The organism is Bradyrhizobium sp. CCBAU 51765 (genome assembly GCF_015291725.1).
Lineage (GTDB): Bacteria > Pseudomonadota > Alphaproteobacteria > Rhizobiales > Xanthobacteraceae > Bradyrhizobium > Bradyrhizobium liaoningense.
This window is the reverse complement of sequence record NZ_CP030038.1, coordinates 1,907,118-1,933,303: the sequence shown is the minus strand read 5'-3', so window position 1 is coordinate 1,933,303 and position 26,186 is coordinate 1,907,118. Positions and strand designations below refer to the sequence as shown.

The following is a 26,186-nucleotide window of genomic DNA, read 5'->3' as shown; positions in this document are numbered from 1 at the left end:
CCGCGTTCCGCCACTCAATCGATCGAGCGTTTCAGGCTGCTTTCTTCTGCTCGATCTGCGATGCCGCAGGAGTGCCGCCCGCGATCGGAATCCGGCGCGGCTTCATGGCTTCCGGAACCTCGCGGACGAGGTCGATGATCAGGAGCCCGTCCTGGAACGAGGCCTGCTTCACCTGGACGTAGTCGGCGAGATTGAACACGCGCCGGAACGGTCGCGCGGCGATGCCCTGGTACAGGTATTCGCGCGCGGCGGTCTCGGGCTTCCTGCCCTCGATGGTGAGCGCGTTCTGCTCGGCCGTCACGGTGATATCGCTGGCGCCGAAGCCCGCCACCGCAAGGCTGATCCGGTAATGATCTTCGCCGGAACGCTCGATGTTGTAGGGGGGATAGTTGTCCTCGGTCGCCTGGCGCAGCGTGCTGTCGACGAGGTCGGCCAGGTGGTCGAAGCCGATGGTGGAGCGCCACAGCGGCGCGAAGTCGAAACTGGTCCTCATAACCAAGTCCTCCTGAGAGCAAGATGGATACGAAGGAGCGCAAGGCGGGAATTCAGACGGGTCCGAAAAGACCAGCCCGGCGCCCGTGCCGGACCCGATCCTGGCATCCGGCACACCGCTCTCGCGGCGAAAAACGACTTAGAAAATCCGAGACCGCTTTCAAGAGGGGGGCGGAGAAAAATTTCTGGGGCCGCCGCGCCCCCCCTGGCGGGGCTGACCTTCAGGATCTCAGTGGGCCCCGTGCCGTCTCCGGCGCCAGCAGCGTCGCGATGATCGTGACGATCGACAAGGCAATGATATAAACCGACACCGCCCAGTACGAGCCGGCCCATGCCAGCAGCCCGGCCGCGATCAGCGGCGAGAAGCCGCCGCTCAAAGCCGCCGCGACGTTGGCGCCGAGCGAAGCACCGCTGTAGCGCACCTGGGTGCGGAACAGCTCCGGCATGAACGCGGCCTTCGGCCCGAACAGCAGCGCATGGGTCAGCGTCATCGTGACGACCAGCGCGAGCGTGATCAGCGCCGGCTCCCTGCTGTCGAGGAACCAGAACAGCGGAAACGCCAGCGCCACCGAGAAGACGCCGCCGGCGAGATACAGCGCCTTGCGTCCGAAGATGTCGGACAGCCAGCCGGCAAGCGGCAGCGTCGCGAATTCGACGATGGCGGCATAGACCACGGCATCCAGGATCACCTGCCGTGGCAGACCGAGCTTTGTCGTGGCATAGACCACGGTGAAGACGGTGAGGAGATAAGCGAGCCCGACCTCCGATACCGTGATGCCGATCGCGAGCAGAAAGCGGCGCCAGTCGCGGCGCAGCACCTCGAGGGCCGGCTGCGCCAGCACCTCCTTGCGTTCGACGATCTCCTTGAAGTGAGGCGTCTCCGCGAGCTTGAGCCGCACCATGAAGCCGACGCCGACGAGCAGAATGCTGATCAGGAACGGCACGCGCCAGCCCCAGCTGAGGAAGTCCGCCTCGGGCAGCTTCGTCATCAGAGCAAAGATGCCGGTGGAGGCGGCGACCCCGACGGGAAAGCCGATCTGCACCAGGCTGCCGTAGAAGCCGCGGCGATTGCCGGCGTGCTCGATCACCATCACCACCGCGCCGCTCCATTCGCCGCCGAGCCCGATGCCCTGAACGAAGCGCAGGCAGACGAGCAGGATCGGCGCCCAGAGGCCGATCTGATCGTAGGTCGGCAAGCAGCCGATCAGGAAGGTGCCGAGTCCCATCGCGATCATGGTCGCGACCAGCATGGTCTTGCGGCCGAGCCGGTCACCGTAGTGGCCGATGATGGCGCCGCCGATCGGCCGCGCCACGAAGCCGACCGCATAGGTCGAGAACGCCGCCAGCGTCCCGACGAAGGGATCGAAGCTCGGAAAGAACAGCTTGTTGAAGACCAGCGCTGCCGCCGTGCCGTAGATCAGGAAATCGTACCACTCGATGGCGGTGCCGAGTGCGCTCGCCCACACCACATGCGCCGTCGTCGATCTCTCCGCCGAAGCGGAGGCCCCTACTGCCGCCGTCATGCCCTGCCCCAAAAGATTCCGTGAGCATCATGGCCAATCGGCGTGGTGGTTGCAACCTAGGGGGCATTTGATCGCTCTCGTGTCCCGGACGCTGCGCAGCACGAAGTGATCCGGGACAAGAGAGCGTCGGGTGCCGCTGCTCGGACACCCGTCATTGCGAGGAGCCCTTGCGACGAAGCAATCCAGAATGCATCCGCGGAAAGATTCTGGATTGCTTCGCTTCGCTCGCAATGACGGGGCGTTGATGCAGGAGCGCTCCTTACACGGCCATGCCCGGCCATAGCGGAACCACCCGGCACGTCTAATTCGCCATTGACAAACTTATTCGTCAATATTTAATTTACCTCCACAACAACCCCGCCGCGCCAAGCGGCCAAGAAGAGAGGAAACGGCAATGAAAGGGCTCCTGGCCTGCGCCATGCTCGCGGCCATGACTTCGGCTGCCATGACCACGGCTGCCACCGCACAAGTCTCCGACGACGTGGTGCGGATCGGCGTGCTGACGGATCTGTCGAGCTGGGGCCGCGACAACAGCGGGCCGGGCTCGGTGGAAGCCGCGAAGATGGCGGTGGAGGAGTTCGGGCCGACCGTGCTCGGCAAGCCGATCGAGGTCATCAGCGCCGACCATCAGATGAAGACCGACGTCGGCGTGCAGATCGTGCGCGGCTGGTTCGACAACGGCAAGGTCGACGCCGTGGTCGATATCCCCAATTCCGGCATCGCGATCGCCGTGCACAACATGGTACGCGAGCGGGGCAAGATCGCCCTGCTCTCCGGTCCCGGCGCGAGCTCGCTGACCGACGAGCTGTGCAGCCCGAACACCGTGCACTTCACTTATGACACCTATGCGCTGTCGAAGGTGACGGCCTCGGCCGTGATCAAGGAAGGCGGAAAATCCTGGTACTTCATCACGGCCGATTACGCCTTCGGCCAGCAGCTCGAGAAGGACGCAACCCGCTTCATCAACGAGATGGGCGGCAAGGTGCTCGGCGGCGTGAAGCATCCGACCAACACCGCCGACTTCTCCTCCTTCGCGCTGCAGGCGCAGAGCTCGAAATCCGACGTGGTCGCCTTCGCCAATGCCGGCCAGGACACCGACAACGCCATCAAGCAGTCCGGCGAGTTCGGCCTCGTCCAGGGCGGCCAGAAGCTGGTCGGCCTCCTGATGTTCGACACCGACGTGCACGCGATCGGCCTGAAGGCCGCGCAGGGCACCTACATGACCACGGCGTCCTACTGGAACATGGACGAGGCCACGCGTGCCTGGTCGAAGAAGTTCTACGAGCGCACCAAGGTGATGCCGACCATGATCCAGACCGGCGTCTATGGGTCGGTGCTGCATTATCTCAAGGCCATCAAGGCCGCCGGCACCGACGAGTCCGCCAAGGTGATGGCCAAGATGCGCGAGCTGCCGATCGAGGATATCTTCGTTCACGGCGGCAAGTTGCGCGAGGACGGCCGCGTCATCCGCGACATGTATCTCGCCAAGGTGAAGACGCCCGAGCAATCGAAGGAGCCGTGGGACTATCTGGATATCGTCAAGACCGTGAAGGGCGAGGACGCCTTTCGCCCGGTCTCCGAATCCAAATGTCCGCTCCTGAAGAAGTGAGGCCCAGATGACCGGCAACGAGCACGGCGCCATTGAGACTTACGAATGCGATGTGCTCGTGGCCGGATCGGGCTGCTCCGGCATGTCGGCCGCGATCACCGCGCGGTCCCGCGGCCTCGATGTTCTGATCGTCGAGAAGGAGCCGCGCTTCGGCGGCACCACCGCCCGCTCCGGCGGCTGGCTCTGGATTCCCGGTACGTCGCTAGCGAAAGCCTACGGCATCGAGGAGACGCCGGAGCAGGCCCGCACATATTTGCGCCACGAGGCCGGCAACAATTACGACGCCGCGCGGGTCGATGCCTTCCTGAGCGCCGGCCCTGAAGCTGTCGACTTCTTCACCAGCAAGACCGCGTTGCGCTTCGACATGCCGCTGGTGTTTCCGGATTATCACGCGGAGGCCCCTGGCGGCGCCCAGGGCGGCCGTTCCATGGTGACGCGCCCGTTCGACGGGCGCGAGCTCGGCGATCAGATCAAGACACTGGGCATGCCGCTGCCCGAGCTGACCGTGTTCGGCATGATGCTTGGCTCCGGCAAGGAGATCATCCATTTCATGCGGGTGACGAAGTCGCTGACCTCGGCGGTCTATGTCGCCAAGCGCCTGTCGCGGCACCTGATGGACGTGCTGCGCTACGGCCGCGGCATGACGCTCACCAACGGCAACGCGCTGGCGGGACGCCTCGCGAAATCCGCGCTCGATCTGAAGATTCCGATATGGCTGTCCTCGCCGGTGCGCAAGCTGACCGTCGAGAACGGCACCGTCACCGGCGCGATCGTTTCGCGCGAGGGACGCGACGTGCGCGTGCTTGCACGCCAGGGCGTCGTGCTCGCCTGCGGCGGTTTTCCGCATGACGTCGAACGGCGCAGGAAGATGTTTCCGCATGCACCGACCGGCAACGAGCACTATTCGCCGGGGCCGACCGGCAATACCGGGGATGGACTACGCCTGGCGGAGGCCGTCGGCGGGCATGTCGAGAATCGCTTGCCGAACGCGGCGGCCTGGGTGCCGGTGTCGCTGACCACGCGCAAGGACGGCTCGAAGGGCGTGATGCCGCATTTCATCGACCGCGCCAAGCCCGGCGTGATCGCGGTGATGGGCGACGGCAAGCGCTTTGCCAATGAAGGAAATTCCTATCACGACTTCGTCCAGGCCATGGTCAAGGCGGCCAGGCCCGGCGAGGAGATCGCCGCCTTCCTCGTCTGCGATCACAAGACGCTGCGCAAATACGGCCTCGGCTGCGTGCCGCCCTTCCCGATGCCGCTGGGCCATCACCTGAAGTCCGGCTATCTCATGCGCGGCGACACGCTGGAGGCGCTGGCGGCGAAGGCCGGGATCGATGCCAAGGCGTTCGTCGAAACGGTCAGGCAGTTCAATGCGACCGCGCCACTCGGTCACGATGCCGCCTTCGGCAAGGGCTCGAAGGCCTATAACCGCTACCAGGGCGACGCAATGCACGGCCCGAACCCCTGCGTCGCGCCGATCGAGAACGGACCGTTCTACGCCATCAAGATGGTGATCGGCGATCTCGGCACCTATGCCGGCATCGTCACCGACGAGAACGCGCGGGCGCTCGACGCCGAAGGCCGCGTGATTCCCGGCCTTTATGCCGCCGGCAACGACATGGCGAGCATCATGGGCGGCAATTATCCAGGCGCCGGCATCACGCTTGGGCCGGCGCTGACCTTCGGTTACATTGCCGGACGGCATCTTGCCGACAGCGCCGCCGGGCGCGACGCAGCGTAGGCCACCCGCCAGGAGGCGCATGAAGAGAGAAAGCCGCGGCATCCAGTCGATCGAGGTCGGCGGAGAATTGCTCCGCGCGCTCGCAAGATGCGGCGAGCCGATGATGCTGCGCGATCTCGCCCGCGAGGCCGGCATGACGCCGGCCAAGGCGCATCCCTATCTCGCCAGCTTCTCCCGCATCGGCCTGATCGAGCAGGACGAAACCACCGGCCGCTACGAGATCGGCGCGCTGGCGCTCGAGCTCGGCCTGATCAGCCTGCGCCGGCTCTCGGGCGTGCGCATCGCGCGTCCCAGGATCGCGGCGCTCGCGAACCAGATCGGCCATGCCGTCTCGCTCGCCGTCTGGGGCACGCACGGCCCAACCGTGGTGCAGCTCGAAGAGCCGGCCCAGCCCCTCCACATCGTGATGCGGGCCGGTTCGGTGATGGCGCTGCTGGAGACCGCGACGGGCCGCGCCTTTGCGGCGTTCCTGCCGGAGAAGACGATCGCTGCCGCGCTCGAAAGCGGGCTCGATCGTCGCGGCGTCGGCTACAATCCGAAGCGCGCGGTGAAGGGCGCGAAGGTCGCCGAGATCCTCGCCGAGGTCCGCAAGCACGGCCTCGCCCGTGCGCTCGGCGATCCCCTGCCCGGCGTCAACGCCTTCTCGGCGCCCGTGTTCGATCATTCCGGCCATGTCGCGCTGGTCATCACCGCGATGGGGCCGGAAGGCACCTTTGATGCCCGCTGGGACAGCCCGATCGCGCATGCCTTGCGCGACTGCGCGGGGGGCATCTCGAAGCAGCTGGGTCACGGGATGACGGTTGCGGCGGAGTGAAGGGCGAGATTGCCCGCGCGACCACCGCTGTCATGCCACGCGAAAGCGGGGCATCCAGTACGCCGCGGCCGATCGGTTCTATCACTGCTGTCTCGGAGTACTGGATCGCCCGGTCTTGACCGGGCGATGACAGCGAGTGTGGGGCGACAAAGCCCCTACTTGTCCTTCACCGGCACGGTGTAGTTCAGGACCAGCCGGCCGCCATCGGGATAGATCGTCTGGCCGGTGATGTAGGACGCATCGTCGCTGGCAAGGAACGCCACGACCGATGCCACCTCGCTCGGCTCGCCGCCGCGGCCGGCGGGCGTGCGCGACATCACGGTCCTGCGGGCATCCTCCGAGGTGTAGATGGACGAGGCCACCATGTCGGTCAGGATCGTGCCGGGGCCAACCGCCACCACACGAATGTTGTGCGGGGCGAGCGCGACAGCCGCGACCGAGGTGAGCTGCTTCATGCCGCCCTTGGACATGGCATAGGTCGCCAGCGCCGGGATCGCGAGCAGCGCATTCACCGAGGACATGTTGATGATGACCCCGCCGCCGCCCTGCGCGATCATTTGCCTTGCCGCCGCCTGCACGCCGAAGAACGCGCCCTTCAAGTTGATGCCGATGATCTCGTCGAATTCCTCTTCGGTAATGTCGAGGATGTCCCGGTTGCGGGCCACGCCGGCATTATTGACCATGATGTCGAGCCGGCCGAACTCCTTCACGGCGGTCGCGACGAGCTGATCCACGTCAGTGCGCCTGGCGACATTGCCGGCCACGGTGCGCAAGGCGTCGGGCCGCCCCAGCTCGGCAGCCGTCGCGGCGAGGCCGTCTGCATCGATGTCGGAGATGACGACCTTGACGCCATCGTCCAGGAATCTCTTCGCGCAGGCCTTGCCGATGCCGCGCGCCGCGCCGGTGATGGCGGCGACCTTGCCGGATAGTTTCATGGGTTCGCTCCAGGACTTGTGACGATCTCGCGGACGCGTTCACGCAAAAACGCGCGGGCGCAGTCCGGCGTGAAACCAGGTGATCATGGAATAGATGTCGTAGACCGGCAGCCCGACTTCGGCCTGAAGCGCTGCGGCATAAGGCGGCATGTTGGTGCATTCGAGCACGATGGCGCCGACATCCGGATTCCTGGCAACGAGCGCCTTGCCGGCCTCGACCACGTCGCGCTCGGCCTGCGCGACGTCCATGTCGTCCTTCTCGGCCTTGATCAGGACACGGAAAAACTCCTTGCCGTTCTCGGTGCCGACCAGCGGCGTGTCGAGCGGCACGCCGGCGCCTTCGAGATGGGCCGGCGTCAGGGTCGAGCCCGACACCGTGACGAGGCCGACGCGCTTGCCCGGCGGCAACGTCGCCTGCACCCAGGGCACCTGCATCAGCGACGAGGTCGCGACGGGAACGCCGACCGCCGCCGCGATCTCCTTCTGGAACAGCGAGAGGAAGCCGCAATTGGTGGTGATGGCCTCGGCGCCTAACCGCACCAAATCCTTGGCCGCGTCGATGAAGTCGGGCAGCAGGCCGGCGGCGCCTTTCAGCACCACTTTCTCCGGCGAGGCGCCGCTCACCACGCGATAAAGCACGGGGAACGGCCAGGTCGTGCCGTTGCCCATGTCGCCGGGAATCCGGGGGAAGCGCGCCTCCAGCATCAGGATGCCGAGCGGCGCGCCATAGATGGCCTTGCCGCCACGGGCGATGCGGGGGGATGGGCTGGCTGAGACGGTCATGGTGCGCTCTCAGAGGAAACGATCGGGCGCGAACGGCGCGAGTGGAATTTCTGGCGCCTTGCCGCTCAGGAGCTGGGCGACGAGACGGCCGGTGCGGGCTGATCCGACCAGGCCGACATGGCCGTGGCCGAAGGCATAGACGATGTCGCGCGAGGCGCGCGCGTAGCCGATACAGGGACGCCCGTCCGGCATGCTCGGGCGATGGCCGAACCAGGTCTTGATGCGGGAGGCCGGGATGTCCTTCGGCAGTTTCGGGAACATGCTGAGGAGGTGGCTGCGCAGGATCTCGGCGCGCTTCCAGTTCGGCGCGGCCTCCAAGCCGGCAATCTCCACCGTGCCTGCGGCCCGCAGGCCCTTGTTGGTCCAGTTCACCACCATCTTGGCGTCGGACGCCATCATCGAGCTACGCGGGCCCGATTCCGGATTCTCAATCACGACATGATAGCCGCGCTCGGTCTCGAGCGGGAGGGGATCGCCGACCGACGCCGTGAGCTGCCTGGATCGCGCGCCGGCGGCGATCACCGCGGCATCGCAGGCAATCTCGCCGGTCTCGGTGATGACGGCGACGAGCTTGTTGCCGGAGAGCTTGAGTCCCGTCGCCTTGGCACGCACCAGCCTGACGCCGCTCGCCAATGCATGTGCGGCGAGCGCGGCGACATAGGCGCCGGGATCGCGGCAGCGTCCGGCCTCCTCCACCACCACGCCAAAGGTGTAGCGCGGATGCAGCTCCGGCTCGCGCTGGCGCATCTCGTCGGCGTTCAGCTCGAGCCATTGGACCCCGACCTTCTTGCGCAGGCGCCAGCCGAGGTCATTGTCGAAATTGCCGCGCGAGGGGAAGACATGCATCACGCCGTTGCGCTCGATGAGTTCAGGCACGCCCGCCTCTTCGGCGAGCTTCCGGTGCAGCAACGGCGCGTCCTTCAGGAGGTCGCGTAGCGCGAACGCCGTCGTCTCGACGCGTGGCTCGGTCCAGCCCGAGAGCAGGTACTTGACCAGCCAGGGCAACGCCTTCGGCAAGTAGGACCAGCGGATCGCGAGCGGCCCGAGCGGATCCATCAGATATCCCGGCACCTTCTTCCATACGCCCGGCTCGGCCGGCGGGATCACCGAATGCGACGACAGCCAGCCGGCATTGCCGTAGCTCGCCGCCTGCTCGCCGCCGGGCTCGCCCGGATCGATCAGCGTGACGCGATGGCCCTCGCGCAGCGCCTCGATCGCGCTGATCACACCGATCGCGCCGGCACCGATGATGGCGACGTGGCGGCCGGCCGGCATCGCTTTAAGCCTTCACAGCGGGCACGAAATCCTTGCCGACCGAGATCGCGCGCGGATCGATGATGCAGTGGAGGATCGACGGCTTGCCCGAGGCCAGCGCCCGCTCGAAGGCGGGAGCGAACTCTTCGGTGCGCTCGACACGCTCGCCATGGCCGCCGAACGCCTTCGCGTACATCGCAAAGTCCGGATTCTTGAGCTGGGTGCCGACGACACGGCCAGGATAGTCGCGCTCCTGGTGCATGCGGATGGTGCCGTATTGCGAATTGTCGATGACGACGACGATCAGCGGCGCGTCATACTGCACGGCCGTCGCGAATTCCTGGCCGTTCATCAGGAAGCAGCCGTCACCGGCGAAGGCGACGACGACGCGATCCGGATACTGCCGTTTGGCGAGCACGCCGGCCGGCACGCCATAGCCCATCGAGCCCGAGGTCGGCGCGAGCTGGGCGGCAAAGCTGTGGAAGCGGTGATGGCGATGGATCCAGCCGGCATAATTGCCGGCGCCGTTGCAGACGATGGCATCCTTCGGCAGGCGGTCGCGCAGCCAGGTCATCACCTCGCCGTACTGGAACCTGCCCGGCAGCTCGCGGGCCTTCCCGGTCCAGGCGAGATAATCGGCGTGCGCCTTGGCGGCCTCGCCCTTCCAGGCCACCGCGCCGGCGGGCTTCAGCGTCTCGACGGCGGCAGCGAATGCGGCCGGCGTCGCCTGGATCGCAAGCGCCGGCTGATAGACCCGGCCGAGCTCTTCGGCGCCCGGATGCACGTGGATCAGCTTTTGCTGCGGGGTCGGAATGTCGAGCAGCGTATAGGACGAGGACGGCATCTCCGACATGCGGCCGCCGATGAGCAGGACGACATCGGCACCCTCGATACGCGCCTTCAGGCCCGGGCTCGGTCCGATGCCGAGATCGCCGGCATAGTGTGAATGGTCGGCATCGATCAGCGAGGCCCTGCGGAACGAGGTCGCGACCGGCAGGTCGAACCGCTCGGCAAAGCGCGCAATGCTCCTGGTCGCCTCCTCGGTCCAGCGCGTGCCGCCGAGAATGACCAGCGGCGCCTTGGCGCTCGCAAGCATCGCACCGACGCGTTCGATATCGGCAGGCGCCGGCCAGCTCACGGCGGGCTCGATGCGCATGGCATCGGCAACGGCGGCGGTTTCGGTCAGCATGTTCTCCGGCAGCGCGATCACCACGGGACCGGGGCGGCCCTGCATGGCGACGCGGAAGGCGCGCGCCACCAGCTCCGGAATGCGGTCGGGGCGGTCGATCTCGACCGCCCATTTCGCCATGGAGCCGAACACCGCCTTGTAGTCGAGCTCCTGGAACGCCTCGCGCTCGCGCATGCCGGTGTCGACCTGGCCGACGAACAGGATCATCGGCGTCGAATCCTGCATCGCGATGTGGACGCCGTGGCTGGCATTGGTCGCGCCGGGCCCGCGGGTGACGAAGCAAACGCCAGGGCGCCCCGTGAGCTTGCCATAGGCCTCCGCCATCATCGCCGCGCCGCCTTCGGCCCGGCAGATCATGACGTCGATCGGGCTGTCATGCAGCGCGTCGAGCGCCGCCAGATAGCTCTCGCCCGGCACGCAGGTGACGCGCTCGACGCCTTGGGCGACGAGCTGATCGATCAGGATCTGGCCCCCGGTGCGGGTGTTGCGAATGGTCATGTCGGCTCCCTCGAGACTTCGGCAGTGCCCCTCACCGCCTCGCAAAATTTCGTCGGACGTGGCGTAGGACAGGCCGACAGGACGCGCAAGATCGAAAGGCTTTTCGCAGCCTGCGCAGGCGGCATGCCCGTCCCTGCCCTTTGCACGACCGCCCGTGTCGCGGCCACCCTGGACCAGATTCGTGAACGACACCGGAGCTTCGAGGCGCGGCGTCAGCGCGGGACCACGGAGTGCCGTTCCGACCTGGTGCGGCCTAACTCCGCTCCGGCCGAATCCAGCCGGTTGCAATCGCGCTCGCCCAGGCGAGCATTCCCTTGCTGCGCGCCAGTGCGGCCATGGCCGCGCTATCGTAGGGCACGTAGCGGATCGTCGCGGTCCAGGCTCCTCCGGCATGCTCCAGCAGGGCATAGCACGCGTGGGGCGTGCCGACCTCAACCACGTAGGGCACAGGCAGCTTCCCGTCGTAGCCGGGCAGCCCGACGCTGCCGGGGTTTACGACCAGTCGTCCATCCATCAGACGAACAACCCTCGGAATGTGAGTGTGCCCGCACAGGATGACTTCGGCCGTGATCCCCTCGGCCTCGGACTCGATCGCCTCGATCGGACTGGCGCGCACGCTGCCGTCCTCGGCTATATGATCGAGCCAGAAGGCGGCATCGTTCCTCGGTGACGCGTGGCACAGGAACACCCGGTCTCTGTACATCAGCGTGGGTGGCATGCTTGCCATCCAGTCGAAATGCTTGCGCGCGAGCTGCTGGAAATCGCTGCGCGCCGAAGTACCGGCCTGCCGGAGCTCCAGAAGGATTCGATCCTGATCGCCCCGTACCGACGGAAAGCCGCGCTCGATGAGCAGGTCTGCTGTTCTTGCCGCCTCGAGCGGTCCGCTGACGTGGTCTCCAAGATTTACGACGTCGTCGATACCGAGCGCGGCAATGTCCGCAAGGACGGCGTCCAGCGCCGGACGATTCCCGTGGACATCCGCGATCGCAGCAAATTTCATGTGACCCTCCCAGTCGAGATGGCCGACGATTCACGCAATGCGGGACGATGCAGGGATAGCGGTTCTCTTTAGCTGCATTTGTAGAAGCGCCCGCAAGCTGAGGATCAAATCGGCGCTGGGGAACAATGACACGACGAAGGCGCCGCAATCAAGGGACGGCTACCGGGCTCCGGCATCTTCGTCTACGATCCGATTGAATCACTGCCGGGAGCACTGGAATGCAAACCATCGGCCTGATCGGCGGCATGAGCTGGGAGAGCACCGCGCTCTACTACAAGCTGATCAACGAGCGGATCCGCGACCGCATGGGCAAGCTGCATTCGGCACCCTTGTTGATGTATTCCTACGATTTCGAGGAGATCAAACAGATGCAGTATGCCGGACGCTGGCAGGAGGCGGCGGCCAGCCTGGCGGAGGTCGCACGGCGGCTCGAAAGCGCCGGGGCGCGTGCGATCGTGCTCTGCACGAACACGATGCATAAACTGGCGCCCGAGATCACGGCCAGCGTGACCGTTCCGTTCATCGACATCGGCGACGCGACGGCGCAGCGGATTCGGGCCAAGGGATACCGGCGAGTCGGGCTGCTCGGCACCAAGTTCACGATGGAGCAGGATTTCTACATCGACCGGCTGCGCGCGCATGATCTCGATGTGCTGATTCCTGCGGCCGACGAGCGCGCCGACGTGAACCGCATCATCTACGACGAGCTGTGCCTCGGGAACGTCGCCGCTCCCTCGCGCCGTCGCTATCAGGAGGTGATGGCGGCCCTCGTCGCCCGCGGCGCCGAGTGCATAATCCTCGGCTGCACCGAGATCACGATGCTGGTCGGCCAGGACGATACCTCGGTCGAGACGTTCGACACGACGGCCATTCACGCCGAGACGGCAGCCGATTTTGCGATCGGATGATGCGTCTTCTCCCACCTTCCCCCGCGTGAACCGCCCACAGAGCGGGCGCGAACTTGAATGCTGCACTGCGGCCAAAATCGACGGAAGTCGCGCTTGATTTTTGCCTGTCCTTGCCCCACCCCGGAGGCATGGCAAACGACAGCAAGGTCATCGCCGCCAACGCGGCCTTCTACGCCGCCTTTTCGACCGGCGATTTCGACGAAATGCAACGGATGTGGGCGGATGACGACGCCATCTCCTGCATCCATCCCGGCTGGCCGGCCATCATCGGGCGCGCCACCGTGATCGGCAGCTGGCGCGACATCCTGCAAAACCCGGAGCGGCCACAGATCGTCTGCGCCGAGCCTCAGGCGATCGTCGATGGCGACAGCGCGCGGGTGCTCTGCATCGAGATCGTCGACGGCACCGCCTTGGCCGCCGCAAACCATTTTCGCCGCGTCGGCGACGACTGGCGCCTCGTCCACCATCAGTCCAGCCCGATCGCGCAGATTGTCGAACAGGCCGAGGACGATAGAGCGAGTCACCGCGTCCACTGACCGCAGCGATCACGCAGGCGTGATCTACTGCGCATGGGGTTGTTCCTCAGTTTTTTGTTTGGCGGCACCGAGTTCCGACAGATCGTCCAGCACGACCCGCGCCGCGGCGAAGTCATCGTCCCCAAAGAACATGCTGCGCGTGATCAGAACCGGGATGCCGGCACGCGAGGCCGCAACCAGGCCGTTGGCGGAATCCTCAATCGCGACACAGTCCGGCGCGCCGAGCTTCAGCCGCGCCAGGATCTCGAGATAGACGTCCGGCGCAGGCTTCTTGTGCCGCACGTCATCGCCGGCGACGATCGCCTCGAAATCCGCGGCCCAGCGCCTGCCCAGGGCCTGCGAGAGCAGCGCATCGATATTGCCGTGCGAGGTGGTGGTCGCAATGGCAAGCCGCTGGCCGCGCGCCCGGGCCGCGGCGAGCAGATCCGTCACGCCCGGTCGCAAGGGGCAGCAGCCGGTCTCGATCAGTTCGGCATAATGCGCGGTCTTGATGCGGTGCAGCTCTGCGATGTCCATGTCCGACAATGGCGGGGCGGTCCCCAGCCTGATGTGGTAGGCGCGCATGCGCTCCTTGCCGCCCGTGACCCGCAACAGCTCCTTGTAGACGGCACGGTCCCACCGCCAGTCGAGACCGTGGCGGGCGAAAGCGAGGTTGAAGGCCCGGCGGTGCATTTCCTCGGTCTCTGCCAGGGTGCCGTCGACGTCGAAGATCAGCGCGGCCGCGCGCCGGATCAGTTCACCGGCATCGCATCGCCCTGCCGCGGGCGCTCCCGCCTGAATGATTGATCCGGTCGCCAACGACGCCTCCCTCCCGAGCTGCCCGTGACGAGCGAGCATCGCCCGAAGCGGCAGGCGCGACAAATCGCAATATCTTTTGCCGGACCCAAAAATCTCTTATGAGCGAGAGGCGCCACGGCGCGAGCGGGAACTCCGACCTGCACAGGAGACGCATGCGGCTCTTCATCCTCGGCCTCGGCTACAGTGCCCGGCACTTCGTTCGCCAATACGGCGGCAGCTTCTCGCATGTCGCCGGCACCGTGCGCGACCCCGCGCAACGGAACGATTTCGGCCGCGTTGAGGTGCATCCGTTTTCCGGCAGCCGTCCGTCGCAAGAGACGGTTCAGCAGGTTCGCGACGCCGATGTCCTCCTGGTGTCGATCCCGCCCGGCAGCGCCGGCGATCCCGCCATCACGGCGTTCGGCGACGTGCTACAGGAAGGCCGCCGCAAGGTCGTCTATCTCTCCACCATCGGCGTGTACGGCGATCACGGCGGCGCGTGGGTCGACGAGGGCACGCCGCCGCAGGCCGTCCTCGACCGCACGCGCATGCGGGTTGCCGCGGAGCAGGCCTGGACGGACGCGGCGCGCGGCGATGCGGCGATCCTGCGGCTCGCGGGCATCTACGGTCCCGGTCGCAACGCGCTCGTGACGCTGCGGGCGGGAACGGCAAGGCGCATCATCAAGCCGGGACAGGTCTTCAACCGCATCCACGTCGACGACATCTCCAGCGCGATCATGGCCGCTGTTCGTCACGCGAACGGCGGCACCTGGAACGTCTGCGATGACGAACCCGCGCCGTCGCAGGACGTGATCGCCTATGCGGCGGAGCTGATGGGCGTGGCGCCGCCGCCAGAAGAGGCGTTCGCGACCGCCGAGATGTCGGCAATGGCCCGCAGCTTCTATGCCAGCAGCGCCCGTGTCTCCAACGCGAAACTGAAGCGCGAGCTCGGCGTCTCGCTGGCCCACCCCACCTATCGGCACGGCCTCGACGCGCTGTGGCGGGCAGGCGAAGGACGATAGGGTTCCTGCACTCCAACGCCTCCCAGACATGCCTTGCCCGCGCTTGACTTCATCCCGGTGCGGTCGTGATCTAGCCATCGAGCGAGCCACCACACAACGAGCTCGCCTCTTGGGAGAATGCAATGAACAAGACGATCGCCATGATCGCTGCGACTGCCGCCATTGCGCTCGGTGCGGCGCATGCCGCGCCGCTGCCCGAAGCCAATCCCGACGACGTCGGTTTTTCGAAACAAGGCCTTGCGCGCCTTGATAGCTTCTTCGCGCGCGAGATCGCGGCCAAGCGCGTACCCGGCGCAGTGGTCGCCATCGCGCGCGACGGCAAGCTCGTCCATTACAAGGCCTATGGCATGCTCGATCCCGCCAAGAGCACGCCGATGCCGATCGATGCGATCTTTGCGCTGGCCTCGATGACCAAGCCGATGGCCGCGGTCGCCGGCCTGACCCCGATGGAGCAGGGACGGCTGCCGCTCCAGGCCAGGCTATCCGACTACTACCCGGGCTTCGCCGACATGAAGGTCGGCGTTCCCCAGGCCGACGGTTCGCTCAAGCTCGAGCCGCAGGCCTCGCCGATCTTCATCCACGATCTCTACCGGCATACGTCGGGATTGATGTACGGCGGCCGCCCGGACTCATCGAGCCCGGTGGCGCGGCAATATCCCGACGGCGTCGCGCCGGCGATCGAAGGCGACACCCAGACCTTCATCGACCGCATCACCAAGCTGCCATTGGCGCATCAACCCTCGACCGAGTTCGAATATGGTTTCTCGATCGACGTGCTCGGCGCGGTCGTCGAGAAGGTGAGCGAGCAGAAGCTCGGCGACTATCTCGCCGCCAACGTCTGGCAGCCGCTCGGCATGAAGGATGCGACCTTCCACCCGACCGACACCCAGCGCCCTCGCCTTGCCCGCCCGTTCACGAACGATCCGCTCACCGGCAAACCGCAGGCGATCAAGCTCCTGGACACCCCGACCAAGTTCGATTGTGGCGGCGCGTGCTCGTTCGCGACGGTCGGCGACTACATCCGCTTCGGACAGATGCTGCTCAACGGCGGCGCGCTGGACGGCCAGCGCATCCTCGGTCCGAAGACCGTGCATCACATGACGTCCAATCACCTCGGCCCCGAGATCAAGAACAAGGTGGCCAATGTCGAGCCGCATCGCGGCGGCTTCGGCTTCGGCCTTTCGGTTGCGGTCCGGACCAGCGAAGGATTGTCTTCAGTCCCCGGCAATCCCGGCGAGTTCACCTGGAACGGTGCCTACGGAACGCAGTTCTTCTGCGATCCCAAGGAGCGTCTCGTCGTGGTGGTGGGGACGGCGGCCCCTGGTGAGCTCAGGAAATATTTCCGCGAGCAGGTCCAGGACATCGTCTACGGCGCGATGGTGAGGTGAGGTCGCTGCGTGTAAATCAAAAGGGCGGCCGATCGGGCCGCCCTTCGAAACCATGCATCAGCTCAACACGCCGTACTTCTTGAACCAGGCCTGCGCCTGCTTCCAGGCGTCTTCTGCGGCGTCCTTGCGGTAGCTGCCGCGATAGTCGGCATGGAAGCCGTGCGGCGCTTCGGGATAGATCTTGAATTCGGCCGTCTTCTTGTTCTGCTCGAGCGCTGCCTTCATCTGCTCGACCTGCGCGACGGGAATGCCGGTATCGGCGCCGCCGTAGAGGCCGAGCACCGGCGCCTTCATCTCGGGCGCGAGCTGCATCGGGCTCTTCGGCCACGCCGGATTGGCAGGATCGACCAGCGTGCCATAGAAGGCAACGCCCGCCTTGAGAGCGCTGCTGTGGGCGGCGTACTCCCAGACCGTGCGGCCGCCCCTGCAGAAGCCGATGATGCCGAGCCTGGTGACGTCACCGCCCTGCGATCCCGCCCACGCCACCGTCGCATCGAGATCGGACAACAGCTCGGCGTCCGGCTTCGCGTTCACCACCGACAGCAGGTCCTTGAGCTCCGAGACCTTGGTCAGGTCGACGCCCTTGCGGAAATAATAGTCGGGCGCGACCGCGAACGCGCCGAGCTTGGCCAGGCGCCGCGTCACGTCCCTGATGTATTCGTGCAGGCCGAAAATCTCCATCGCCACGATGATCACCGGCGCCCTGGTATTGCCGGCCGGGCGGGCGAAATAGGCGGGCATCTCCTCGGAGCCGACCTTGATCTTGGCATCGCCGGCCTCAAGTCCATTGAGGTCGGTCGTGACCACCCCGGCGCGCACGGGCCCGGCCGCAAGCGTATAGCCCGCCGCCACGGCCGCGGTGGCACTCATGAATCCGCGTCGTGAGACCGGGGCGCTTTTGGTCAGCCCGACGACGTCGGATGCCATGGTGGTTTCGAAGCTCATCGGTCCATTCCTTCCTGCTGCCTGCTATCCCTGGGGCGACGCATTCGCCAATAGTTGCCGGTGAAACGCAAATCACCAGCCTGCGAGCACGAGTCGTCGAAATTCGAGGATGCTGCCGATCTCGGCCACGAAGGCGGCACGTTTCAAAGTCGAACCTCGCCTGCCTGTCCATCTCCCACGGACACTTGGTCCCTGGATCGCGCGTGTACCGGACTTAACCGTCTAGCTACATTGCATCGCAACATCCATTAACCGAAAAATATGGTTCTTTCCCGGCCGGCCACACTGCGAGGGGATGCGAAGGGTGCCCCTGTTCGCACGCTCGACATGCTCGGCCGCAACCAATGGCCGCTGCAACGGCGGCAACGACACATCATGTTGCTCGCGCATCGCACATCATCGCCAATTCGCGGGCGAACCGTCGTCATTTGATTGAAATTTTCCGAGTATCCGAGCCGCGCGATTTACTCGAACTTTCTTTGTGACGCACTAGTCCACGGCCGGAAGTTCCATTTCCGAAACGGAGAGGCTTCTTCCCCCAAGCGCGATCCGCCGCCCACCAACGGACGAAGGAGCGCCTACGGGCTTCATTCTCGTCCACCTAGATTGCGCTACCCAAGGCTCAATTGAATAAACGTTTATACGACCTGGAACTGAAATGAACTTGGCTCGCGAATCGATTGAATTGTTGGAGCAGGCCGCGCGAATCCTGTGGTTCGAAGGCACCAAGCACGGCTTGCGCGACCGCGAATGGATGGCGCTGCGCTTCCTCTCCCGGGCCAACCGGTTTTCCCGAACGCCGTCGGCGCTGGCGAGCTACGTCGGCACCACGCGGGGCACCGCCTCGTTCATCATCGGCGAGCTCGAGCGGCTCGGCTACCTCGAACGAAAACGTTCGGCCACGGACAAGCGGTCGGTGATGTTGAGCGTGACCCAGCAGGGCAAGAAGTTCCTGGTGCGCGACCCCGTCAACGTTCTCGTCGAGGCGATTGCCGTTCTCGACGACGACGCCAAGATCCGCTTCCGCGACACGTTCCGGCACGTGCTGGATCAGTCCGACGCGGCCGAGCAGCGGCATCACACCGACGTTTGCAAGCGATGCATCTTCCTGCGGGAAGATCGCACCACCACGGACAGCAAGACGATGGTCGAGTTCAGCTGCCGCCTGTTTCGTGCACCGATCGCAGAGACGGAGGTCGATCTGCTATGCACCAGCTTCGAGCATCACCGTCAATAGAAGGCTGCTCAAGGCGTTGCCTTACGTGACGAATAGATGACGCCGCCGCTGGATTCCACCACCAGGCGCCCGTTCTCGTTTCTGATCTCTTCGATGCGACCGAGGCCGGGCACTTGTTGTCCCAGTACGGCCTCGATGACCCCGTTCGGGCCTTGCAGGATCGCAATCCCCTCATAGGCCTGGCGGACCGACCAACCCTTGATCGTCTTGCGCGGCACCGACGCACGCTCGGACGCAGGCACCGAGCCCGTGAATTCGGGCGCCGCGACCGAAGCCATCATCGGTCCTTGCTGCGGCGCCGGCTGCGATTGCACCATTGCCGGCGCCGGAGCCTGGACCTGGACTTGGGCCTGGGCCTGAACCTGTGCCTGGGCAAGCTTGTCGAGCTTCGCCGTCGAGGACGAGCTCACCCGCTCGATCCGGTCCAGGTTTTCGGCAAATCTGCCGAAGCGATCATTCGTCGCCTTGCTCGATTGATCGACCGCAGTACGCAAGCCATCGAGATTTTCGGACACGCCCGACAACTGCCTGCGCAGTTGCGCCACGGTCTCACGCAGATTCCTGATCTCGGTATTGGTCGCAACGTTGCTCTGAGCGGGCTGGGTGGTGAGATAGGCGATCACGCCGGTGCAGGCGCAGACCACCAGCATGGCAGCGACCGCCAGGGTTGCGAGCGGTGCGACCCATGTCGGACGGGGCGGCGGCGGCTTCGCCACGATCACGGCCGGCTTGATCACGGCCGGCGCAGGTTTCGGGATCGCCATCTTGTCGAGGCGCGCCTTGGCACGAATGCGCTTCAGCCCCTCGAGAGCTTCCTTCGCGAGAACTTCGTCGCTCGCCGCGGCCGATACACGCTTTGCGCTTGCAGCGGGCTTGTCGCCTCGCGTCGCACTATCCTTTGTATCGCGCGCCTCCGGAGCCGGCTTCGCCGCCGCGGAAGCATCCGCGGTCGCGTTGGGACGAGCTTGTCCATCGGACAACATGTGAAATGCTCCGTTCGTTCGATCTGTCGAACGGTGACGTTATTTGCCGAAGCTTGCCTGAGACGTGTGCATGGAAAACTTTCCATAGCGCGCGATGCGGGGCTGCATGAGTCGGATCGCGTCATACACGCGGCGATAGTGCGACTCGAAAGACACACACTCGCCAAGATTTCACCAAGCTGGCGTCATGTCGCCACAAGTGAGTCGACTTGTCGCATGTGGAAAAACGAGCGCCAGAGTCAATCCGGGGTTGAAGAGGGCTCGATTTGCAAGACCGTTGCTCTGCGCAAAACAGCTGTAGTTGTACGGGGATGCGGAACTTTACATCCGCCACGGTGCAAAACTAGTTTGGAAACCAAATCAACTGATGCGATTGAATACACCAAGAAACAACCGGAAATGAATCAACAGCATCAAGCACGTGTAGCAACCGCTTTGTTGCGCACGCTTGATCGGAAATCGGCAATTGTTACGGTCCTACTCAAGTGATTCTCGCCAGTTGGCGAGGAGATCGACACGGTTCAGCAGTGTTCGGAAGCGATGAGCAACTTGGCGCAACTGATCTAGGTCGTTTCTCAATCCGCTCCGCGAGGTGACCCGCAAGGCACCCGCCGGGCCTCACGCCAGTAAGCGTTCAGTATCGAGTTGATGTAGCAGGCCTGCGTGACGCAGGCACTGAATGCGTAGGGCTGCCCGCGAATATCGAAACCAATAACAACGGTTCGCGGGAAGGAATGTCGTCAAACAGCATCGTTGCCGAGCCGGAGCATCACAACAACCAGCCGGCCGCAACAAGTGCGAAACAGGGGCGAAAGACTGATGTATATTATCGTTGATGATCGCGAGAGCGTCGCGAACAGCTACGTCGGAGGGCTTGTTCGCGAAGGTGTGTCGTCGATCGGCTTCTCTTCCGGAGAATTCTGGGACTGGCTGCAATCCGCGAGTGAATCGGATTTGGCAGCGGTGGACGCCTTTCTCCTCGGGGATTGCGATGCGCGCGGAAGTCTGCCACGCGCGATGCGCAAGCGTTCCTCGGCGCCCATCATCGCCGTGAGCGGCCAGAAGATGCTCAAGAACACGCTGGAGCTGTTCGAATCGGGCGTCGACGACGTCGTGCACGTGCCGGTTCACTTGCGGGAGATCCTCGCACGAACGGCCGCGATCGCGCGGCGCCGGGTGGGCGAGCTGCCGAGGCCCTGCGAGAGCAGGATTCAGGTCTTCTTCAACGGCCGTGACCCCGAGATCGCAGGCCACGCCCTCACCCTGCCCCGCCGGGAACTGCGCATTCTCGAATATATGGTCGCCAACCACGGCAAGTGGATCACCAAGACGCAGATCTTCAACGCGGTCTACGGCATCTTCGAGTCCACCTTCGACGAGAGCGTGATCGAGAGTCACGTCAGCAAGCTGCGCAAGAAGCTCCGCGACCGCCTCGGCTTCGACGCGATCGTGGCCCGACGCTACGTCGGATACCGCCTCAATATCCCGGCCGGCGAGACCCTCGACGAGCCGGTGCAGGAGCTCGACGAGGTCGGAATCCTCCTGAACAGGGCCCATGCCGCCCCGGCGGCCTATCCGGCCGGAAACTGACACGGCAGGAGGCTGCCGCCAAACCTGCAACGGCCTCTGCGAGCAACTTCGCAGAGGCCGTTGTACTTTCAGCGGCAGAGACGGCAGGACATATGCCTGCATTCGCGGCGCGACTGTCGTGGCGCCGGCGTCAGCTGGCCATTTGGGGCACGATCCTCCCGGAAACGCCGTTCCGGATGGCTTGCTCTACGGCTTCTGCTGGAATTCTTCCTTGGACACGTAGTTGAAGTCCTCCACCAGGACGTCCTGGACGATTTCAGCCTGCATCCGTTCGTTGACGCGCTGCTTGATGGCCGTGGTCAGGATCGAGAGGTCGTAGCGGGCGAGCTTCCTGAAATCGAGACGCTCGTCGGCATAGATCCTGCGAAAGGCCTCGTCGACGACGAACGGTTCCGGCGGAACGTTCAGCTGGTGCATGGTCCGCCCCTCGACGGTGTAGACGAAGCGCGCGACGATGTAGCCCTGCACATTGCCGTTCTCGACCATGGGCACGCTCAGCGCCCGCGTCTTCTGATATTGCAGCCCGTCGAGATATTCGTCCTTCGCCGGCAGCAGGCTGCCGTTCTCCTTCCAGTAGGCAACCGCATAGCTCGTGCCCGCGGTGAGGATGCATACCCACAGTCCGGCCAGCACCAGCCTGATCATTTTCCATCCTGCGTTGCGCGACCGGTATAAGTGCCGTCCGATTCGGCTTCCTTGATCGCGGTGACGATGATGCTCGCGACCTCACGCACCGCATCGTAGTGCATTTCCAGAATGGAGCGATTCCGCTCGAGCTTCTCGCGCAGCCGCCGGATCTCCTCGGTGATCTCGATCTCGCCGCCAAGGTGCATCCGCGCCCGCATCAGGCGGACGAATTCGAGCATGCTCCGGCTCTTCCGCGCGCTGAAGTCGTCGAAATCGATCTTCCGACCCGTCGCGAGCGCGGCCGTCTCCTCCTCGACGATACTCGCGAGCCGGCGGATTGCGGCCAGCAGGCCGCGCACCTCGTCCGATCTCACCGCATCCGCGACCTCGACTACCGCCTCGCCGCCCGCGATCGGCAGCAGGACGGGCAGCAGCGCATCGCTTGCTGCTGCTTCCGTCGTCATCATTTCGGTGTCCGCGATCGCCTGGTCCATCGCCATGGCCGCCGCACCTTCTTGTGCCTGCATCGGAAATTCACCCCTCAACTTCTGTCACCCGTTCGCAGATCATGATCCAGCCTTCCCCGCCACGTCCGGTCCGGCCGGATGTGCGGCTGCGAGCTGCCTGGCAATGCCAATGCCCTTGCCCTTTGCGAGCTGGTTGCCAAGTTGCTCTGCAAGCATCGACTTCCAGACGCCGCCAGCCGTGCCCTTGCCAAACACCTCCTCCGACTCCTTCGGCAACATCGTCTCGACGAAGGTCTGGAGGATGAACGCTTCGAACTTGCGATAGACATCGCCGGATCCCGGCGCCTTGATCACCTGCACCGGCGGACCGTTCACTGCACCCGGCTGCGATTCCGAGACCTTCGCGGATTGATCGGCGGCAGCTTTGCCGATCTCCGCGTCCATCGTGGCGGCGAAGTCGGCATTGGCGGATTTCAACGCGTCGAGCTTCGCGGTCGCCGCGCGCTGCGTCACGGGATCGGCGGCCTCGAGGACATCGAGAACGAGGTCGGGTGTCGCGGTCACGATCATATCTTGTCCCGGTTGGCTGGCCGTGGCATCCAGGCGCGCACGGCAGGGCTTATTCCCGTCATCTCCTCGAGCGCACGCTTCTCCGCGTCACGGAGCTTGTCGGCGAGCGCGGCCTTCGCGACTTCCTGAAGCTGCTTCACGCGGCGACTTTCCGCGCGAACCTGGTCGAGCTGCTGCGCGGCCTGCACCTGTACTGTGCGTGCGCCGACGCTCGTCCTGTTCAGGCGCCGCGCGATCGATTCGCTCGACGATCCCGCGGGCGGCCTGCCGCCGTTCAGGGCTCCGACCAGCCATTCCTGCTCGTCCTGCAGGCTGCGCTCCTGCTGCCGCAGGTGCGCGAGCTGCCATTCGGACAGCCGAAGCTGGAGCTTCACCAGCGAGACCATCCGGCCGAGCTTGTCCGAGCGCGACGTCATGACCTTGTCACTCCGCCAGCCACGACGAGACGCCGAGCATGAATTGCGTCAGCAGTTCGTCGCTGGTGAGGTAGAGCAGCAGGAAGCCGCCGAACAGCACAAAGGGCACGGAGATGAAATAGACCGGGATCGCCGGCGTCAGCTTGTTGATCAGGCCGACCGCCAGGTTGACGATCACCGAATAGACGATGAAGGGACTGGTGATCCGCAGCGTCAGCACGAACGCTTCCGAGAGGCGGCCGACGAGCAGGTCGAGCGCCATGCTGCCACCAAGCTTGCTGCCGGGCTGCCAGACGTCGTAGGAGTTCATCAACCCGCGCAGCACCTGCCAATGCTGGTCGGTCATGAAGAACAGCGTGGTGACGGCCGCCATGATCAGAGGCACCAGGGCCGGCGCCGGATCGGTGTCGCCGACCGGTGTCCCCGGGATGTTGCTGAGCCCGATCGCACTCGCCATCATGGTCGCCATGGTCTGCAGCGCGAGGAAGAACACGCGCCCGCCGAGCCCGATGACGCTGCCGACCACGAGCTCCGAGCAGATCAGGAGCGCCAGCGTCAGCGGTGCCGCGTTGTCCGTGAGCGGCTTCAGGATCGCGATCAGGATCGGTGTCAGCGCAAACGTCGTGACCAGCGCGACGAACAGGCGCACCTGGGGCGGAACGTTGACGCTGGAATAGCCGGGCACCAGCATCAGGCAAGCGCCGATGCGGCAGAACACGATGAACGTCACCAGTACGCTGTCGGCGAGGCCGCTGATCACGATACGGCTCCGAGCGCCCTGATCTCGGCACTGCGCGCGACTTCGACATGCGACAGGATCGGCAGGGTCGGGAACACCCGCTCCAGGATCATCCGGACATAGGGACGGGCTTCGGGGGTCACCGCCAGCACCACGCTGGTGCCGTTCTCGGTGAACTTGCGGATCGCGGCGCTGGCTTCGGTCGCAAACTGCTCGATCAGGCGCGGGTCGGCGTCGAACTCGACGACGTCGCCCTTGGCATCGCGCTTCAGGCTCTGGTGGAACGCCAGGTCCCAGCGGTTGCCGAGACGGATCACGTTGAGCACGCCATTGTCGGAGAGGTCGCCGCAGATCTGCTGGGCAAGCCGCGTCCGCACGTGCTCGGCGACCTGCTCGGAGCGCCGCACATGGGGCGCGATCTCCGCGATCGCCTCGAGGATCAGGTGAAGATTGCGAATGGAGACTCGCTCGGCCAGCAGGATCTTGAGGATCGTCAGCAGGCCCGAATAGGAGATCTGCGACGGACAGAGATCCTCGACAAGGCGCTTGTATTCGGGATCGAGCCGGTCGAGCAGCCCGCGCATGTCCTTGTAGGACAGGAGCTGGGCGAGGTTCGCCCTGATCACTTCGCTCAAATGGGTGAGCAGCACCGACAGGTTGTCGACCGGCTTGCAGCCCTGCCGCTTGACCTCGTCGGTGAAGGCTTCCGTCACCCACAGCGCCTTCATGCCGAAGGCCGGCTCGATCACCTCGTCGCCCGGCACGTCGGGCTTGCCGTCCTTGTCGACCAGCACCAGCACCTCGCCGAGCCTGAGCTCGCCATGGGCAACGCGCGTGTCGTGGATCCGGATCTGGTAGCTCTTGGGATCGATCGACAGATTGTCGGTGAGCTTGATCTCGGGAATGACGAAGCCGTACTGCTTGGCAAACTTCTTGCGGATCTTGGCCACGCGGTGGGCGAGTTCGGTGCGCGAGCCCAGGAGATGGACCGAAAGGTGGCCGCCGAGCGCCAGCTCGATCTCGGCCGTCTTGAGCTGCTCCTTCACCGATTCCTTGGCCTCGGCCTGGGCACGCTCGTCGGCCTTGGATGCGGCTTCCTTGCGCTCCCGCGCCGCCTGCCGCCTCGGCAGCGAATAGCCGACGAAGGCCATGACACCCCCAAGCAGCAGGAACGGCGCCATCGGCAGCCCCGGCAGCAGGGCGAGCACGAACATCATCAGCGCGGCAGCCGACACCGCGCGCGGATAGCCGCCGAGCTGCCGCAGCACCGCCTGCTCCGCCGAGCCCCTGGTGCCGCCCTTGGAGACCAGGAGGCCCGCGGACAGCGACACGATCAGCGCCGGCATCTGCGATACCAGACCGTCGCCGACGGAAAGCTTGGTGTAGACATCGGCGGCGCGGGAGAGAGTCAATCCGTGATGGGTGACGCCGATGACGATGCCGCCGAATATGTTGATCGCGGTAATGATGAGGCCGGCGATGGCGTCGCCGCGGACGAACTTCGAGGCGCCGTCCATGGCGCCGAAGAACGCGCTCTCCTCTTCGAGCTCGCGCCGCCGACGCTGGGCTTCCTTGTCGTCAATCAGGCCGGCGGACAGGTCCGCGTCGATCGCCATCTGCTTGCCGGGAATGGCGTCCAGGGTGAAACGGGCGCCGACCTCCGCGATACGCGTCGCACCCTTGGTGATCACGACGAAATTCACGGTAACAAGAATCGCGAAGATGATCAGGCCGATGACGAAGTCGCCGCCCATGACGAACTTCGAGAAGCCGGCAACGACATGGCCCGCGGCCTGTTCGCCCTCCCCGCCCCGCGCCAGGATCAGTCGCGTCGTCGCGATGTTCAGCGCCAGGCGCAGGATCGTCGCGATCAGCAGCACGGTCGGGAAGGCCGAGAAGTCGAGCGGTCGCTGAATCCACAGCGCGACCATCAGAATCAGCGCCGACAGTGCGATCGAGAACGCGAGGCCAAGATCGATCAGGATCGGCGGAATCGGCAGGAACAGGATCGTGAGCATGGCCACGATGCCGGCCGCGAAGAAGGCGTCCGCTCCGAGGCGGCGCGGGCTGGGCAGGCTGGCAGCTAACGTATCGGCCATGGGTCACCGGCAGGAGGGTCCGCCCGCAATCTGCCGCGCAAAGC

Annotated in this window: 26 protein-coding genes; 10 read left to right on the top strand and 16 right to left on the bottom strand. The window is 65.2% G+C overall.

What is annotated here, in order from left to right; translation table 11 throughout:
- Positions 1 to 31 precede the first annotated feature (31 nt).
- Together XH96_RS09095 and XH96_RS09090 are read right to left on the bottom strand one after the other, a co-directional pair.
- On the bottom strand, positions 32 to 493 hold the full coding sequence (locus XH96_RS09095) for an Hsp20 family protein (RefSeq protein WP_128964514.1): 462 nt from the start codon (positions 491 to 493) through the stop codon (positions 32 to 34).
- Between the two features lie 220 nt (positions 494 to 713).
- Positions 714 to 2,015 carry an MFS transporter gene (locus tag XH96_RS09090; RefSeq protein ID WP_194392202.1) on the bottom strand — a complete coding sequence of 434 codons (1,302 nt, stop codon included), beginning with the start codon at positions 2,013 to 2,015 and terminating at the stop codon, positions 714 to 716.
- Positions 2,016 to 2,409: 394 nt separating this feature from the next.
- On the opposite strand from XH96_RS09090, the gene XH96_RS09085 reads away from it, so the two are divergent.
- From XH96_RS09085 to XH96_RS09075, 3 genes are read left to right on the top strand one after another with little or no spacing between them, the layout of a single operon-like run.
- Positions 2,410 to 3,624 carry an ABC transporter substrate-binding protein gene (locus tag XH96_RS09085; protein ID WP_194392201.1) on the top strand — a complete coding sequence of 405 codons (1,215 nt, stop codon included), beginning with the start codon at positions 2,410 to 2,412 and terminating at the stop codon, positions 3,622 to 3,624.
- Positions 3,625 to 3,631: 7 nt separating this feature from the next.
- Positions 3,632 to 5,365: an FAD-dependent oxidoreductase gene (locus tag XH96_RS09080; RefSeq protein ID WP_194392200.1), complete on the top strand. Its 1,734-nt coding sequence runs from the start codon at positions 3,632 to 3,634 to the stop codon at positions 5,363 to 5,365.
- A 19-nt stretch (positions 5,366 to 5,384) separates the two neighbouring features.
- Positions 5,385 to 6,179 carry an IclR family transcriptional regulator gene (locus XH96_RS09075; RefSeq protein ID WP_194392199.1) on the top strand — a complete coding sequence of 265 codons (795 nt, stop codon included), beginning with the start codon at positions 5,385 to 5,387 and terminating at the stop codon, positions 6,177 to 6,179.
- A 155-nt stretch (positions 6,180 to 6,334) separates the two neighbouring features.
- Here the strand turns inward: XH96_RS09075 and XH96_RS09070 are convergent, their stop codons facing one another.
- The 5 genes from XH96_RS09070 to XH96_RS09050 all read right to left on the bottom strand — a co-directional run bounded on the left by XH96_RS09070 (position 6,335) and on the right by XH96_RS09050 (position 11,838).
- Complete coding sequence (locus XH96_RS09070) at positions 6,335 to 7,114, bottom strand: SDR family NAD(P)-dependent oxidoreductase (RefSeq protein WP_194392198.1); 780 nt, start codon at positions 7,112 to 7,114, stop codon at positions 6,335 to 6,337.
- 39 nt (positions 7,115 to 7,153) lie between these two features.
- On the bottom strand, positions 7,154 to 7,897 hold the full coding sequence (locus XH96_RS09065; protein ID WP_194392197.1) for an aspartate/glutamate racemase family protein: 744 nt from the start codon (positions 7,895 to 7,897) through the stop codon (positions 7,154 to 7,156).
- Between the two features lie 9 nt (positions 7,898 to 7,906).
- A complete protein-coding gene (locus tag XH96_RS09060) occupies positions 7,907 to 9,172 on the bottom strand; it encodes an FAD-binding oxidoreductase (RefSeq protein ID WP_194392196.1) in 1,266 nt (421 codons plus the stop codon).
- 4 nt (positions 9,173 to 9,176) lie between these two features.
- The gene (locus XH96_RS09055) at positions 9,177 to 10,838 is read right to left on the bottom strand and encodes a thiamine pyrophosphate-binding protein (protein WP_194392195.1); all 1,662 of its coding nucleotides are present in this window, start codon (positions 10,836 to 10,838) and stop codon (positions 9,177 to 9,179) included.
- Positions 10,839 to 11,091: 253 nt separating this feature from the next.
- Entirely contained in the window at positions 11,092 to 11,838 is a 747-nt protein-coding gene (locus tag XH96_RS09050; protein WP_194392194.1) for a metallophosphoesterase, read from the bottom strand.
- Between the two features lie 218 nt (positions 11,839 to 12,056).
- Here XH96_RS09050 and XH96_RS09045 point away from each other — a divergent pair, with 218 nt between their 5' ends.
- On the top strand, positions 12,057 to 12,746 hold the full coding sequence (locus XH96_RS09045; protein ID WP_194392193.1) for an aspartate/glutamate racemase family protein: 690 nt from the start codon (positions 12,057 to 12,059) through the stop codon (positions 12,744 to 12,746).
- Between the two features lie 128 nt (positions 12,747 to 12,874).
- On the top strand, positions 12,875 to 13,282 hold the full coding sequence (locus XH96_RS09040; protein WP_194392192.1) for a nuclear transport factor 2 family protein: 408 nt from the start codon (positions 12,875 to 12,877) through the stop codon (positions 13,280 to 13,282).
- 24 nt (positions 13,283 to 13,306) lie between these two features.
- Here XH96_RS09040 and XH96_RS09035 read toward each other — a convergent pair whose 3' ends face one another.
- The gene (locus XH96_RS09035; RefSeq protein ID WP_194394080.1) at positions 13,307 to 14,119 is read right to left on the bottom strand and encodes an HAD family hydrolase; all 813 of its coding nucleotides are present in this window, start codon (positions 14,117 to 14,119) and stop codon (positions 13,307 to 13,309) included.
- Positions 14,120 to 14,232: 113 nt separating this feature from the next.
- Here XH96_RS09035 and XH96_RS09030 point away from each other — a divergent pair, with 113 nt between their 5' ends.
- Together XH96_RS09030 and XH96_RS09025 are read left to right on the top strand one after the other, a co-directional pair.
- The gene (locus XH96_RS09030) at positions 14,233 to 15,081 is read left to right on the top strand and encodes an SDR family oxidoreductase (RefSeq protein WP_194392191.1); all 849 of its coding nucleotides are present in this window, start codon (positions 14,233 to 14,235) and stop codon (positions 15,079 to 15,081) included.
- Positions 15,082 to 15,203: 122 nt separating this feature from the next.
- Positions 15,204 to 16,469: a serine hydrolase gene (locus XH96_RS09025; RefSeq protein ID WP_194392190.1), complete on the top strand. Its 1,266-nt coding sequence runs from the start codon at positions 15,204 to 15,206 to the stop codon at positions 16,467 to 16,469.
- Positions 16,470 to 16,526: 57 nt separating this feature from the next.
- On the opposite strand, the gene XH96_RS09020 is transcribed toward XH96_RS09025, so the two are convergent.
- Positions 16,527 to 17,414 carry a dienelactone hydrolase family protein gene (locus XH96_RS09020; RefSeq protein ID WP_194392189.1) on the bottom strand — a complete coding sequence of 296 codons (888 nt, stop codon included), beginning with the start codon at positions 17,412 to 17,414 and terminating at the stop codon, positions 16,527 to 16,529.
- A gap of 658 nt (positions 17,415 to 18,072) precedes the next feature.
- On the opposite strand from XH96_RS09020, the gene XH96_RS09015 reads away from it, so the two are divergent.
- Positions 18,073 to 18,651, top strand: coding sequence for a MarR family winged helix-turn-helix transcriptional regulator (locus tag XH96_RS09015; protein WP_194392188.1), 579 nt, complete (start codon positions 18,073 to 18,075; stop codon positions 18,649 to 18,651).
- A gap of 8 nt (positions 18,652 to 18,659) precedes the next feature.
- On the opposite strand, the gene XH96_RS09010 is transcribed toward XH96_RS09015, so the two are convergent.
- Positions 18,660 to 19,634: a hypothetical protein gene (locus tag XH96_RS09010; protein WP_194392187.1), complete on the bottom strand. Its 975-nt coding sequence runs from the start codon at positions 19,632 to 19,634 to the stop codon at positions 18,660 to 18,662.
- 216 nt (positions 19,635 to 19,850) lie between these two features.
- Between XH96_RS09010 and XH96_RS09005 the strand changes: the two genes are divergently transcribed.
- Positions 19,851 to 20,123 carry a hypothetical protein gene (locus tag XH96_RS09005; protein WP_194392186.1) on the top strand — a complete coding sequence of 91 codons (273 nt, stop codon included), beginning with the start codon at positions 19,851 to 19,853 and terminating at the stop codon, positions 20,121 to 20,123.
- A 330-nt stretch (positions 20,124 to 20,453) separates the two neighbouring features.
- Positions 20,454 to 21,224: a winged-helix domain-containing protein gene (locus XH96_RS09000; RefSeq protein ID WP_035670259.1), complete on the top strand. Its 771-nt coding sequence runs from the start codon at positions 20,454 to 20,456 to the stop codon at positions 21,222 to 21,224.
- A gap of 186 nt (positions 21,225 to 21,410) precedes the next feature.
- Here XH96_RS09000 and XH96_RS08995 read toward each other — a convergent pair whose 3' ends face one another.
- Genes XH96_RS08995 through flhA form a run of 6 tightly spaced genes read right to left on the bottom strand, consistent with a single transcriptional unit; the run spans position 21,411 to position 26,142 of the window.
- On the bottom strand, positions 21,411 to 21,869 hold the full coding sequence (locus XH96_RS08995; protein WP_035670256.1) for a hypothetical protein: 459 nt from the start codon (positions 21,867 to 21,869) through the stop codon (positions 21,411 to 21,413).
- Complete coding sequence (locus XH96_RS08990) at positions 21,866 to 22,378, bottom strand: flagellar biosynthesis protein FlgN (protein ID WP_194392185.1); 513 nt, start codon at positions 22,376 to 22,378, stop codon at positions 21,866 to 21,868. The genes XH96_RS08995 and XH96_RS08990 overlap by 4 nt, the downstream gene beginning before the upstream one ends.
- A 39-nt stretch (positions 22,379 to 22,417) precedes the next feature.
- Positions 22,418 to 22,888 (bottom strand): rod-binding protein, encoded by a 471-nt coding sequence (locus XH96_RS08985; RefSeq protein ID WP_194392184.1) that lies wholly within the window; start codon positions 22,886 to 22,888, stop codon positions 22,418 to 22,420.
- Entirely contained in the window at positions 22,885 to 23,304 is a 420-nt protein-coding gene (locus tag XH96_RS08980; protein WP_194392183.1) for a hypothetical protein, read from the bottom strand. The genes XH96_RS08985 and XH96_RS08980 overlap by 4 nt, the downstream gene beginning before the upstream one ends.
- A 7-nt stretch (positions 23,305 to 23,311) precedes the next feature.
- Complete coding sequence (fliR, locus tag XH96_RS08975) at positions 23,312 to 24,064, bottom strand: flagellar biosynthesis protein FliR (RefSeq protein ID WP_194392182.1); 753 nt, start codon at positions 24,062 to 24,064, stop codon at positions 23,312 to 23,314.
- Positions 24,061 to 26,142: a flagellar biosynthesis protein FlhA gene (gene flhA, locus XH96_RS08970; protein ID WP_194392181.1), complete on the bottom strand. Its 2,082-nt coding sequence runs from the start codon at positions 26,140 to 26,142 to the stop codon at positions 24,061 to 24,063. The genes fliR and flhA overlap by 4 nt, the downstream gene beginning before the upstream one ends.
- Between the last annotated feature and the right edge of the window lie 44 nt (positions 26,143 to 26,186).

Excerpts from the sequence above, each read along its gene's own strand:
- XH96_RS09095 (WP_128964514.1), bottom strand. The coding sequence starts at position 493 with ATGAGGACCAGTTTCGACTTCGCGCCGCTGTGGCGCTCCACCATCGGC.
- XH96_RS09090 (WP_194392202.1), bottom strand. The coding sequence starts at position 2,015 with ATGACGGCGGCAGTAGGGGCCTCCGCTTCGGCGGAGAGATCGACGACG.
- XH96_RS09085 (WP_194392201.1), top strand. The coding sequence starts at position 2,410 with ATGAAAGGGCTCCTGGCCTGCGCCATGCTCGCGGCCATGACTTCGGCT.
- XH96_RS09080 (WP_194392200.1), top strand. The coding sequence starts at position 3,632 with ATGACCGGCAACGAGCACGGCGCCATTGAGACTTACGAATGCGATGTG.
- XH96_RS09075 (WP_194392199.1), top strand. The coding sequence starts at position 5,385 with ATGAAGAGAGAAAGCCGCGGCATCCAGTCGATCGAGGTCGGCGGAGAA.
- XH96_RS09070 (WP_194392198.1), bottom strand. The coding sequence starts at position 7,114 with ATGAAACTATCCGGCAAGGTCGCCGCCATCACCGGCGCGGCGCGCGGC.
- XH96_RS09065 (WP_194392197.1), bottom strand. The coding sequence starts at position 7,897 with ATGACCGTCTCAGCCAGCCCATCCCCCCGCATCGCCCGTGGCGGCAAG.
- XH96_RS09060 (WP_194392196.1), bottom strand. The coding sequence starts at position 9,172 with ATGCCGGCCGGCCGCCACGTCGCCATCATCGGTGCCGGCGCGATCGGT.
- XH96_RS09055 (WP_194392195.1), bottom strand. The coding sequence starts at position 10,838 with ATGACCATTCGCAACACCCGCACCGGGGGCCAGATCCTGATCGATCAG.
- XH96_RS09050 (WP_194392194.1), bottom strand. The coding sequence starts at position 11,838 with ATGAAATTTGCTGCGATCGCGGATGTCCACGGGAATCGTCCGGCGCTG.
- XH96_RS09045 (WP_194392193.1), top strand. The coding sequence starts at position 12,057 with ATGCAAACCATCGGCCTGATCGGCGGCATGAGCTGGGAGAGCACCGCG.
- XH96_RS09040 (WP_194392192.1), top strand. The coding sequence starts at position 12,875 with ATGGCAAACGACAGCAAGGTCATCGCCGCCAACGCGGCCTTCTACGCC.
- XH96_RS09035 (WP_194394080.1), bottom strand. The coding sequence starts at position 14,119 with ATGCTCGCTCGTCACGGGCAGCTCGGGAGGGAGGCGTCGTTGGCGACC.
- XH96_RS09030 (WP_194392191.1), top strand. The coding sequence starts at position 14,233 with ATGCGGCTCTTCATCCTCGGCCTCGGCTACAGTGCCCGGCACTTCGTT.
- XH96_RS09025 (WP_194392190.1), top strand. The coding sequence starts at position 15,204 with ATGAACAAGACGATCGCCATGATCGCTGCGACTGCCGCCATTGCGCTC.
- XH96_RS09020 (WP_194392189.1), bottom strand. The coding sequence starts at position 17,414 with ATGAGCTTCGAAACCACCATGGCATCCGACGTCGTCGGGCTGACCAAA.
- XH96_RS09015 (WP_194392188.1), top strand. The coding sequence starts at position 18,073 with ATGAACTTGGCTCGCGAATCGATTGAATTGTTGGAGCAGGCCGCGCGA.
- XH96_RS09010 (WP_194392187.1), bottom strand. The coding sequence starts at position 19,634 with ATGTTGTCCGATGGACAAGCTCGTCCCAACGCGACCGCGGATGCTTCC.
- XH96_RS09005 (WP_194392186.1), top strand. The coding sequence starts at position 19,851 with ATGTGGAAAAACGAGCGCCAGAGTCAATCCGGGGTTGAAGAGGGCTCG.
- XH96_RS09000 (WP_035670259.1), top strand. The coding sequence starts at position 20,454 with ATGTATATTATCGTTGATGATCGCGAGAGCGTCGCGAACAGCTACGTC.
- XH96_RS08995 (WP_035670256.1), bottom strand. The coding sequence starts at position 21,869 with ATGATCAGGCTGGTGCTGGCCGGACTGTGGGTATGCATCCTCACCGCG.
- XH96_RS08990 (WP_194392185.1), bottom strand. The coding sequence starts at position 22,378 with ATGCAGGCACAAGAAGGTGCGGCGGCCATGGCGATGGACCAGGCGATC.
- XH96_RS08985 (WP_194392184.1), bottom strand. The coding sequence starts at position 22,888 with ATGATCGTGACCGCGACACCCGACCTCGTTCTCGATGTCCTCGAGGCC.
- XH96_RS08980 (WP_194392183.1), bottom strand. The coding sequence starts at position 23,304 with ATGACGTCGCGCTCGGACAAGCTCGGCCGGATGGTCTCGCTGGTGAAG.
- flhA (WP_194392181.1), bottom strand. The coding sequence starts at position 26,142 with ATGGCCGATACGTTAGCTGCCAGCCTGCCCAGCCCGCGCCGCCTCGGA.